This window comes from Pseudoalteromonas sp. SR43-2, from assembly GCF_014163885.1.
Classification (GTDB): domain Bacteria; phylum Pseudomonadota; class Gammaproteobacteria; order Enterobacterales; family Alteromonadaceae; genus Pseudoalteromonas; species Pseudoalteromonas distincta.
On sequence record NZ_JACJED010000011.1, the window covers coordinates 1 to 11,546 of the forward strand.

10 protein-coding genes and 1 pseudogene are annotated in these 11,546 nt (G+C 38.3%); 10 read left to right on the plus strand and 1 reads right to left on the minus strand.

Going from position 1 to position 11,546, the window contains the following annotated elements:
* The 7 genes from H5120_RS10765 to purF form a co-directional block, all read left to right on the plus strand.
* A partial coding sequence (locus H5120_RS10765) for a FimV/HubP family polar landmark protein (protein WP_310735972.1) occupies nucleotides 1-1,559 on the plus strand: 1,559 nt, incomplete at its 5' end.
* 279 nt (nucleotides 1,560-1,838) lie between these two features.
* A complete protein-coding gene (truA, locus tag H5120_RS10770; protein WP_182674358.1) occupies nucleotides 1,839-2,633 on the plus strand; it encodes a tRNA pseudouridine(38-40) synthase TruA in 795 nt (264 codons plus the stop codon).
* Between the two features lie 155 nt (nucleotides 2,634-2,788).
* Nucleotides 2,789-3,664, plus strand: coding sequence for an acetyl-CoA carboxylase, carboxyltransferase subunit beta (accD, locus tag H5120_RS10775; RefSeq protein WP_007376856.1), 876 nt, complete (start codon nucleotides 2,789-2,791; stop codon nucleotides 3,662-3,664).
* Between the two features lie 25 nt (nucleotides 3,665-3,689).
* Nucleotides 3,690-4,955: a bifunctional tetrahydrofolate synthase/dihydrofolate synthase gene (folC, locus tag H5120_RS10780; protein WP_182674359.1), complete on the plus strand. Its 1,266-nt coding sequence runs from the start codon at nucleotides 3,690-3,692 to the stop codon at nucleotides 4,953-4,955.
* Nucleotides 4,956-4,966: 11 nt separating this feature from the next.
* A complete protein-coding gene (locus H5120_RS10785) occupies nucleotides 4,967-5,608 on the plus strand; it encodes an SPOR domain-containing protein (protein WP_182674360.1) in 642 nt (213 codons plus the stop codon).
* 194 nt (nucleotides 5,609-5,802) lie between these two features.
* A complete protein-coding gene (locus tag H5120_RS10790; RefSeq protein ID WP_182672060.1) occupies nucleotides 5,803-6,297 on the plus strand; it encodes a CvpA family protein in 495 nt (164 codons plus the stop codon).
* An 18-nt stretch (nucleotides 6,298-6,315) separates the two neighbouring features.
* Nucleotides 6,316-7,842 (plus strand): amidophosphoribosyltransferase, encoded by a 1,527-nt coding sequence (purF, locus tag H5120_RS10795; protein WP_024596369.1) that lies wholly within the window; start codon nucleotides 6,316-6,318, stop codon nucleotides 7,840-7,842.
* Nucleotides 7,843-7,956: 114 nt separating this feature from the next.
* Here the strand turns inward: purF and H5120_RS10800 are convergent, their stop codons facing one another.
* On the minus strand, nucleotides 7,957-8,556 hold the full coding sequence (locus tag H5120_RS10800) for a Yip1 family protein (RefSeq protein ID WP_182674361.1): 600 nt from the start codon (nucleotides 8,554-8,556) through the stop codon (nucleotides 7,957-7,959).
* A 206-nt stretch (nucleotides 8,557-8,762) separates the two neighbouring features.
* Between H5120_RS10800 and miaE (H5120_RS10805) the strand changes: the two are divergent.
* From miaE (H5120_RS10805) to miaE (H5120_RS10815), 3 genes and pseudogenes are all read left to right on the plus strand, one after another.
* Nucleotides 8,763-8,894 (plus strand): annotated as a pseudogene (miaE, locus tag H5120_RS10805) (tRNA isopentenyl-2-thiomethyl-A-37 hydroxylase MiaE); the annotation flags it as partial.
* A 41-nt stretch (nucleotides 8,895-8,935) separates the two neighbouring features.
* The gene (locus H5120_RS10810) at nucleotides 8,936-10,627 is read left to right on the plus strand and encodes a recombinase family protein (RefSeq protein WP_182674362.1); all 1,692 of its coding nucleotides are present in this window, start codon (nucleotides 8,936-8,938) and stop codon (nucleotides 10,625-10,627) included.
* Nucleotides 10,627-11,406: a tRNA isopentenyl-2-thiomethyl-A-37 hydroxylase MiaE gene (miaE, locus tag H5120_RS10815; RefSeq protein ID WP_182674363.1), complete on the plus strand. Its 780-nt coding sequence runs from the start codon at nucleotides 10,627-10,629 to the stop codon at nucleotides 11,404-11,406. The genes H5120_RS10810 and miaE (H5120_RS10815) overlap by 1 nt, the downstream gene beginning before the upstream one ends.
* Nucleotides 11,407-11,546: the final 140 nt, after the last annotated feature.

Below are 11,546 nucleotides of genomic sequence, written 5' to 3' on the forward strand. Positions count from 1 at the left end.
AACCTGAGCTTGAAGAAGAACCTGAGCTTAAAGAAGAACCTGAACTTATAGATGTAACGGTTGATGATTTTTCAGATACATCAGAGTCGCTTCTTGATCCAGAAGATGCGCTTGAAGAATATACAGATGATACTTTAAAGAGCGTTGATGAGCTTTTAAATGAGCTACAACAAGCGACGGATGATGACTATATAGAAACACCAGATTGGTCTTTAGATGAGCTTGACGACGATCTTGAAGAAATAGAAGTAGATCTTGGTGACGATCCGTTAGCGGGCGACGATGACTCAGATCTTACAAAAGTCGAAGAGCAGCTTGATAGCGATCTTATAACGCCAAGTGAAGAGTTAGATGAATATCCTGAACTTGAATTAGATGATGATCATTCATTATTGGAGAATGAACCTTCGTTTGAGCCGCAAGAACCTAAAGAAAATGCACCGAGTGAAGAAAATGCAGTAGCACTTAGTCAAACAGAGAAAGATCTCGCAAATGCGCTTTCTGAAAATGCTAACTTAGATAGCTTAGAAGATGATTTTGATGATGAACTATTAATTGATAATGACTTCTCTGAATCAGAAGCTAAGGTTGAAGACGAGTCGTTTGATGATGATTTACTGCAAGAAATTAATGACGGAATTGATTCTGTTGAACCAGTTAGTATAGAAGAGGATACCAAACCTCTTAACCTTGATGAAGTTCAAGAAACACTAGAAAGTGAGTTGCCATTTACCCCCGAAGAATTACAAGGTGATGATTTAGACGGTGATGCGCAGGGAGTCGCTTCCAGCCAAGCTGAGCAGGACTTATCAAATGCGCTTTCTGAAAATACTGATTTAGATAGTTTAGAAGACGATTTTGATGATGAAATTTTAATTGAAGGCGATTTTTCTGACTTAGATGTTGAGTTTGACGAAGATACTTTAGAGCAAGCGCTAACTGATGAGTTATCAGACGAGCAGCAAGAGCAAACAAATGCAGAGCGCGAAGCACAGTTAACAAACTCAGATGAAGCAGGTAGCACTGATATTAGCTCTGACGATGAACTTGATGAAGAGTTTATGTCAAATTTGACGCAAACTGATTTTGATTCATTACTTAGTGAGTTAGCGGAGCCTGAAGAATTAAGTGCTGAGGATAGCAGTGAATTTGATGTCGACTTTGACAGCTTGCTAAAAGAAGACTTAGAGGAAGATGACTCATTAACTACAAAAGAGCCACTTGTTGAAAGTAGTGATATTGAGCAACTTGATAATGATGAATTTGTAGATATAGATTCATTATTAGAAGAAAGTGAAGAGGCTGAACTTGAACACGAACCTTACACCGACGTTAATATGGATGTCGGTTTGAGTGAGTTTGATGCATTACTTGCTGGTGATAACCCAACCGATGTTGATGCTGAAAGTGGTGGCTACTCAGCTAAACTAGATTTAGCGCGTGCTTATATTGAAATTGATGATTTTGATTCTGCGCTCAAGGTCATTGAGGATGTCATCAACAAAGGCCCAGAAGAAGTTCAAGAAGAGGCACTTAGTTTAAAAGCGAAACTAAAATAACAAATTGTTTTAAAAAACCCTTAATTGGTTATTCTAATTAAGGGTTTTTTTATGGAAGTTAGTTTAATTATAACAAGGAAAAGCAACGCATTAATGAAGCGAATTTTATAGTATGTAATTGTTATAAAAGAATAATTTACATCGTGATTATTAAGTTATTTGATTCATTAAAATGATCATGTTTTTAATAAAAAGGGTATTACCGCACACCTCCTTTTATTGCGTCGAGAGATAGCATAAAATGCCGTGTTCATTAGCACAGTAGGTAAAGCAGTAATTATGCGAGTAGCACTTGGAGTTGAATACAACGGCGTACGCTATAGTGGGTGGCAACGTCAATCACATGTAAATAGCGTACAAGAAGAAGTAGAAAAGGCATTGTCGCGTATTTGTAATCACCCAGTTGAAGTAGTATGTGCGGGGCGAACTGATGCGGGTGTGCACGGTACAGGTCAAATAATACATTTTGAAACTGAAGCTTCGCGTGACATGGTCGCATTTACAATGGGTATGAATACCTTATTGCCTAAAGATATTGCTATTCGCTTTGCACAACCAGTTGCTGTCGATTTTCATGCTCGTTTTAGTGCAACCGCTCGCCGATACCGCTATATTATTTATAACTCTCCTTTTCGAGGAGCAGTGTTAAGCGAAGGGGTTACGCATTTTCATCACCCATTAGATGAAGTTAAAATGCAGGAAGCCTGTCAGTATTTGATCGGGACACACGATTTTACATCTTTTCGAGCGATCCATTGTCAAGCGAATACACCGACTCGCACTATTCATCATTTATCGGTACAGCGGCAAGGGTGTTACGTTATTATTGATATTAAGGCGAATGCGTTCTTACATCACATGGTACGTAATATAACGGGGAGCTTGATGGATATTGGCATACATAAGCAACAGCCTATTTGGTTGAAAGAATTACTTGATTGTAAAGAGCGTGCTAAAGCAAGTGCTACAGCTAAAGCTGCAGGTTTATACTTAGTTGATGTCGATTATCCTGAAGAGTTTAATATTCCTAAAATGCCTTTAGGTCCATTGTTTTTACCTGACGCTGAAATTTAGTTATGGTTGCCGTTAGTGTTTTTTATGAACACTTTTAACTACTAAGACCAGTTTTTTATACCGCGTTAGTGTAATTCATGTTTTAATTGAAAAAATTTGTCTGCTAATTGCTATTGGCAGGCTCGCGACACAGAACAGCATTAAGAGAGTTGCAAATGAGTTGGCTAGAAAAAATCTTACCTAAAACGACAAAATCATCAGGTCGTAAAGAAATCCCAGAAGGTGTTTGGGCTAAGTGCACATCGTGTGATTCAATTTTATATAAAGCTGAATTAGAAAAGTCATTAAACGTATGTCCTAAGTGTGACCACCACATGCGTGTTAGTGGCCGTAAGCGCCTGGAGCACTTTTTAGATGAAGGTGACCGTCAAGAGCTTGGCACACAACATGAGCCTAAAGACATTCTTAAGTTTAAAGATTCTAAAAAATACTCTGATCGTATCAGTGCAGCCCAAAAAGCAAGTGGTGAAAAAGATGCACTTGTAGCTATGAAAGGCCGATTAAAAGGCATTCCAGTTGCAGCAGTAGCATTTGAGTTCTCATTTATGGGTGGCTCAATGGCTTCTGTTGTTGGCGCTCGGTTTGTTGATGCTGTTGATCAATGTTTAGAGCATAACATGCCGCTTATTTGTTTTTCTGCATCAGGCGGTGCACGCATGCAAGAAGCGCTTATGTCGCTTATGCAAATGGCTAAAACAAGTGCTGCACTTGCAAAAATGACTGAAAAAGGTCTTCCGTTTATTTCAGTCATGACTGACCCAACTATGGGTGGTGTATCTGCATCACTTGCTATGCTGGGCGATATTAACGTTGCAGAACCTAAAGCGTTAATTGGTTTTGCGGGTCCTCGTGTTATTGAGCAAACAGTTCGCGAAACATTACCTGAAGGCTTTCAGCGTAGTGAATTTTTGCTTGAACACGGTGCAATTGACATGATTATTGACCGCCGTGAAATGCGCGATACCCTTGCACGCATTTTAGCTAAATTTATGAACTTGCCTTCTACGGAACAAGAGCATAGAGTAGCGTAAATTTCAGCTTTACTGATTACACGCTATGACAAAAAAAATTCCTAGCCAATCATCAAGCCTTGATGATTGGCTTTTTTATTTAGAAAGTGTTCACCCAGCTAACATTGCTATGGGCTTAGAACGAGTTGCTAATGTTGCTAACAATATTGGCCTGTTAAACACTCCAAGTAAAATTATTCTTATTGCCGGTACAAACGGTAAGGGCACCACAGCACGCTGCTTAGAGTCGCTATTGCTAGCGCAAGGTTTCAGTGTGGGTACTTACGCATCTCCACATTTAATTCGTTATAACGAGCGTGTACGAGTTAATGGGGAAGAATTGGCAGACCAATTTCATATAGATGCTTTTCACCAGCTTGAGCAAGGCCGTAAAGACACGGCTCTGACTTATTTTGAATATGGTACTTTGGGGGCGTTGGCAATTTTTAAACGCTGTAACGTCGATTATGTATTACTAGAGGTTGGTTTAGGTGGGCGCTTTGACGCCACAAATATAGTCACTCCCTTTGCAAGCGTGATCACCACTATAGACTTAGACCATAAAGAGTACTTAGGTGATACCCGTGAGTTAGTGGCTTATGATAAAGCCGGTATTTTTCGTGAAAATACGCCCGCTATTATAGGGGATTTAAATATTCCTCACACAATGACTGATTACGGCAAAGAAATTAATGCCAACATGACGCTGTCGGGCAGTGACTTTATTTTTAAAGAAAATGCTGAGAGCTTTAATTGGCAATATAAAGAACATAATCTTGAAATAGATAAGCCTGCAATACCGTGTCAAAATGCAGCTACCGCATTAACTACGCTAAGTGTTTTAAACTTATTACCTAGTGAATCAATTATACGAAGTTGTTTAGCTAATTTAGTTGTCGAAGGGCGCTTTCAACAGTTAAGTGTTGAGCCTTTAGTCTTTACCGATGTAGCACACAACCCTGAGTCGGCGCGTTATTTAGCCAATAAGTTATCAAGCTATAAAGATAAAGGCTTTAAAATTCATGCATTAGCCGCTATGCTTGCTGATAAAGATAAAGCGGGTGTACTTAAAGAAGTAAGTCACTTGGTCGATGAGTGGTCATTAGCGGGCTTAAGTGGCCCGCGAGGCGATACTGCAAGTAATTTACAAAATGCACTGCAGGAATTGTCTCATAATAATACTATTAATAGCTATGATAGTGTGGCACAAGCACTGAATGTAATTTTACCAGAACAACAAAGCGATACTATGTTGATTATATTTGGTTCATTTTTTACAGTTGCTGGCGCTATTAATTACTTTAAAAAATAGAGAGGATGTCGGTGAACTCAAGTTTTATTAATCGCTTAGTCGGAACAAGTATAGTGGTGATCGCAGCAATTGTGTTTATCCCTAATATACTCGATGGCGAAAAAGTGCATTATAAAGAAGGCTTTAAAGCGATCCCAGACCGCCCTGAGTTCAAAACAATCGATCTTCAAGAGTCAATTGATGAAAATATGGCTAATGCTGAGCCACTAAAGCAAGATGAAAATGAAGACATTCCAGCTGACGATGAAGCTTTTGAGCAGCAAAGCGCGATGGATGAGAGTGATTACGCTGTGGAAGATAAAGTTGTTGAAGCAACTATAGAACCCAAAGCTACACCAATTACAAAAGCGCCTGTTCAAGCTAAGCCAGAGCCAATTGCACCACGTAAAAGTGATGAAAACCTAACGAGTATGGCCTATGTTATTCAATTAGGTAGTTTTTCACATGTTGCAAACGTTAAAGCATTACAGGCTAAATTAAAGGCTGAAGGGTTTAAAACGTTTACTAAACCGATTAAAACCCCAAATGGGACATTAACCAAAGTATTTGTTGGTCCTTCGCTTGATAAAAGTGAATTACAAAAGCAGCTCCCTCAGCTCAAAGAGCTTACTAAATTAAATGGTAAAGTTACGCAGTACGAAGTGACAAAATAATTTAAAAAAGGCTTGTATAAGAAGCCTTTTTTTATTTATTTATATTTTTTTTATCATTATCTTTATCTCACAATACCTAGACTAGAATGTTAATTTTTTGTATTAACCACAACCCAGTAATCTCCCGTTTAAACTTGCATACTAACGATGTTTGGGTATAGAATGCGCCCCAAATTAGCGACTAATTGGTTCTTATGATCTGGGTTGATTACGCCATTATTGGCATCATTGTATTGTCTACCATCATCGGTTTAATACGCGGCTTTGTAAAAGAAGCAATGTCATTAGCGGTATGGGCTGGCGCCTTTATCATCTCTAGCTTATTTTACCAATATTTAGCTTCCTTCCTAACAACCATTTCTGAACCCCTTTTAAGAAATGCGGCGGCCATCGCCATATTATTCTTTGTGACGCTACTGTTAGGCGGTTTACTAAACTACATTTTAGGTGAGCTCGTACATCGTACTGGTTTATCGGGTACCGACCGTGTCTTTGGCATAGTGTTTGGTGCTCTACGAGGCGTGTTGGTCGTGAGCGCGTTACTCTTCTTTCTTGATGCTTTTACTGGTGCACCCAATACGCACTGGTGGGGCAATTCTATTTTGATTCCAGAATTTGGCTTTGTTGTTGAATGGTTCTTTTCGTACCTAGAAAACAACTCGAGCTTTTTAAATTCAGTAAACCGTTAATCGGCGAGGATAAATTACATGTGTGGTATCGTTGGAATAGTCGGAACATCCCCTGTCAATCAGGCGATTTATGATGGCTTAACTGTTTTGCAGCACCGTGGTCAAGATGCCGCGGGTATCATTACCATTGAGAATAATACGTTCAGCTTACGCAAAGCAAATGGCTTAGTGAAAGATGCCTTTCACACTCGTCATATGAAACGACTACAAGGTACGATAGGTCTTGGCCATGTGCGCTATCCTACAGCAGGGTCTTCAAGCTCATCTGAAGCACAGCCTTTTTATGTTAACTCACCGTTTGGTATAGCGCTTGCCCATAATGGTAACCTTACTAATGCAGAAGCTTTAAAAGAGCAGTTATTCTCAGAAGCACGTCGTCATGTAAATACAACATCTGATTCAGAAATCTTACTCAACATCATGGCACATGAACTAAGTAAATCTGATAAGTTGCATTTAGACCCTGAAGATATATTTACTGCGGTAACCGAGGTAAATAATAAAGTAAGCGGTGGTTATGCAACAATTGCTATGATTATTGGTCACGGTATTGTTGCTTTTCGCGACCCGAATGGTATCCGTCCACTTGTATTTGGTAAACGTGAGACTGCAAAAGGCACTGAGTACATGTTCGCCTCTGAAAGCGTTGCGTTAAAACCGGACGGCTTTGAGTTTGTACGTGACGTTGCCCCTGGTGAAGCTATATATGTTACAGAAGAAGGTGAATTTCATTCACTTAGTTGTGCAGATAAAGCATCTTACTCGCCGTGTATTTTTGAATTTGTTTATTTTGCTCGACCTGATTCAACAATAGACCGTATGTCTGTTTATGCAACACGCGTAAACATGGGCACAAAACTAGGCGAAAAAATTGCACGCGAATGGGCTGATAAAGACATTGATGTAGTTATCCCAATCCCAGAAACTTCATGCGATGTAGCACTGGAAATTGCACGTGTGCTTGATTTACCGTATCGCCAAGGTTTTGTTAAAAACCGTTATATTGGTCGTACATTTATCATGCCTGGCCAAGAGATGCGTAAAAAATCAGTGCGTCAAAAGCTAAACGCAATTGATCGCGAGTTTAAAGGTAAAAACGTATTATTGGTTGATGACTCAATTGTTCGTGGTACAACATCAGCACAAATTGTTGAAATGGCTCGAGAGTCTGGTGCTAAAAATGTTTACTTTGCATCCGCAGCGCCTGAAATACGCTTCCCTAATGTGTACGGTATTGATATGCCTTCAGCAGCAGAGCTTATTGCTCACGGACGTGAAGTGGAAGATATTAATGCAAGTATTGGCTCTGACGGTTTAATCTTTCAATCGTTAAAAGATTTAATAGCTGCGGTTAGCCAAGAAAATCCTGAAATTACTAAGTTCGAAACCTCAGTATTTGATGGGCAATATATTACAGGCGACATTGATCAAAACTATTTAAACCGTATTGATGAGCTACGTAACGATTCAGCAAAAAGCACCCGCGAAAGTGCGATGTCTTCAAGTTTAGAGATTCACAACCAAGACGAAAACGAAGCTGATTAATAATTAGTTAATAAAAAGTCGTTACATAAAAAAAGGAGCTAATTAGCTCCTTTTTTGCGAAGGAAAGAAAGGGAACATTTCTATCAAACACGACTCTTTATTAGCTAAACTTTATTAAGTAAACATTGGACTAACAATCCCATTTGTCCAAAGCATAGCTGTTACAGCTAAAATAATAACTAGTAATATTAATCCACACGTTACAACCGAGCTGGCATAGATAAAGCCACGCTCTTCTGGAATATGCATAAGTATTGGTACGCCGGTATAAAGTAAGTAGACCGAGTAAGCTAGTGCAATAATTCCAATACACACTACAAACCAAAGTACAGGCCAAAAGGCGGCAAGCGCCGACATAAACACAGGTGTTGCAGTATAAGCTGCAAGTTCAAGTGTTTGTGTAAATGTAGGCTTAGAGCCAAATGTAACGGCCATCCAATGAGCCAAATACGCCAATGCAAAAACACCCGCTATCAAAGCAAAATACATTGCAACTGCAATTAATAGCGCACTGTCGTGCGTTAAAAATACAGGATTGCCTGCGCCTATACTCCATCCTAAATAAACAGATGAGTAATAACCCATTATTGAAGGAAACAAAGCAATCAGTAAAATATGCGACAAACTATAGGTTAAACTTTCATGGCGATTATCTATTGTTTGCCATTCTTCAAGTGGGTGAGCATAAATGCCCCAGAGATGATTTAGTATCATAGTGCTTACTCCATAAAAGGAACGTATTACTGTTTTGGTTGGTTTATTTTTATACAGTCTATGTACAGTTATGGTTCACTTATTTTGCAAAGTCAAGTTAACTCACTATTAACATTTTTGCACAGGTTAGGGCTTTGATTTATCCCAAACAAAATTTCGTGTTAAAATAATGGCATATCAAATTTATTTAGTAATGAGCAGTCAACGTGCCACATAGCCAACTTTTAGAGCCGATCAATAACTTTTTAGTGTGTACAACCCCACAGCAGTGGGTGGAGCAGGCAATTAAAAAAGAGAACTTATCAGTAATCTTAATCGATCACTTAATTTGTGAGCTTAATGATAATATGTGCATGTAGTGATTAAATGAGGTTTTGTTATGTCAGCAAGCGAATTGTCAGGTAACGTATATTTGTACCAACGTTTTAGTTCACAGGCTCAAGAAGGCAATAGCTCTTTGTATAGACAAGGGGAGGCACAAAGAGAGTGGTTACGTAGTCACCCGAACTGCGTGGTGGTTGAGCTTGAAGGTAAGCCGCTGATTGACTCTGGTCTTTCAGCCTATTCTGGCAAACATTTGAGTTCAGGCTCTCTTGGAAGATTAGTTGCAGCAATTGAGTCAAAGGTAGTACCTAAAGGTTCAATTATTCTTGTTGAGCACTTCTCTAGACTATCTCGTATGACGATTACTGAAACAGGAAAGTTACTTGATAAAATCTGGGATCATGACATCTCAATTGTTACAGCACGCGATCATACTATTTATTCACCGAGTATGCGTGACGATGTAGCTACACGCATGCGACTCATTTTTGAAATTGATAAAGCACACTCAGACTCAAAATGGCGTTCTGAAAAAGTAAAAAGCTCTTGGGTTAAGCGCGAACTCAATGCGAAAGAAAATAAAATAGCGCCTAAGATGCGGATGCCTTTTTGGTTGAATCGAGAGGGTAAGCTTAATAAATATGCGGATGTTGTAAGAGATATCTTTAAATTACATGCAGAGGGGCTAGGCCAAGTTTTGATCGAAAGATCATTGAGGCAAAAATATGGTGAGATTAAGCCTTTAAAAAATGTAAATCCGACAAAAATCATAAGAATTATTCAAAACCCAAAATGTATCGGTCTGGTTTACAATGAAAAACTCTATGATGCAGTTGTAAGTAATGAAATATTTTATAACGCACAACGAATATGTGAAGAGCGACTTTTCAAAAGCGTGAGAGCAGATAGAAAGTGGCCGCTGCATGGAATGGTTAAATGTGGGCATTGTGGTTCTGGTATGAGCATTCAACAGTCTGCAAAAACACTTCCACTGTTACGATGTAGCAGAAAACAAAGATCCGCTGGTGAATATTGTGACTCACCTACAACGACTTTTCCGTATGTTATTGCATATCATTTTTTTCATATATACTTAGAACCCATTGTTCTAGCTCTACTTACAAATCTCCAAGTCAATAATAAATCAAAAAGTAAAAAAGTTGAATTACAGCAACAACTCAAAAACTTACAGCGTGCTTACACATCTGCTGAAGAGCTTTATAATGAGTTGATTGTAGAAGGAAAAGACACGAAAGTACCTTTACGAAGTATGACAAGCATTAACGAAAAAATTACTAGCATAAGTGAAGAGCTAGAACGTCTTCAAGCTATTGATAGCAAACATTCAACACTGGTATCTATTTCACGAGATTTAAAAAATTCATTACATGAAGACAGTAAAAAATATAATATAGAACTTAATAAATTGGGATTAAAGATAGTTTTGAAGAATAAAGAGCTTTTATTCGGTTTAGATGAAACTGATATAGTAGCCCGTTTAAAGTATTCGCATTACGATCGTAAATTAAGAGGGTATATTTATGATTTTAAAGGTTCTAGTGAATTTTATGCTAATGAATACATAAGTGGGATGGTAAGAACTGATGATTGGACAATAGAACGACTTTTAAATCCTCGGGCTGATTTACCACTTACCCCAAAAAAATTAGCATCAATTGTATACGAAGCAAATTTAAATGAACAAGCGGGTTTGCTTTTTCCCATTAAAAGAGATTATGAAAACTAATGAGTTTAAATAAATATAGTGAATTATTAGATCCGATAAATAGTTTTTTAAAGTGCTCAACTCCAGAAGAGTGGGTTCGCGAAGCAAAAAAAACACAGAATCTTAAAGTGTTACTGTTAGACCACTTGGTGTGTGAGTTAAAAGCAGCTCAGTCTGCTATGTTTTTGATTCGTAAATATGCTGTAGACAAAGAAAGCGGTGATGCGTTATTAGAGTGGCTAAAGCCTTTTGAGGCTCTTATTTACAAGCGCGAAGGCAACTGGCGCGACTTGGCGGCTAAAAATAAGCTTACTAAATCAATTATCCCTAAATCAAACTCACCCTATGGACAAGATTTAATTGATAAAATGGTTATGCTAATAAAAGAAGAGTTACATCACTTCTATCAAGTACTCGAAATTATGGACGAGTATGAGATTGAATATGAAAGTATTACTCCATGCCGCTATGCAAAAGGCATGCTTCGTCATGTCAAATCGTATGAGCCAAATGCCTTAGTCGATAAACTAATTATTGGTGCTTATATTGAGGCACGCTCATGTGAACGCTTTGCTAAGCTTGCTCCGCATGTAGATAAACGTTTAGGTGATTTTTATATTTCATTGCTTCGCTCTGAAGCGCGACATTATCAAGATTATTTGACGTTAGCTCAAGAAATTGCTGATTTTGATATAGCTGAGCGAGTCGAATTTTTTGGACATACCGAGGCTGAGTTAATCTCATCGGCAGATGAAGATTTTAAATTTCATAGCGGGATACCTTCGTTTGCTAGTGAGTAATTAAATGTGTACTCACTACACAATTTTTTAACGCTTCGCTAAAATTGTTCGCTCGAAGTTATAATTTATCTTTGGGTTATAATAGCTTTTCTGATATTCAGTCATATTTTTTTGTTTGAAGTCCTCTAACACTTTTAGTG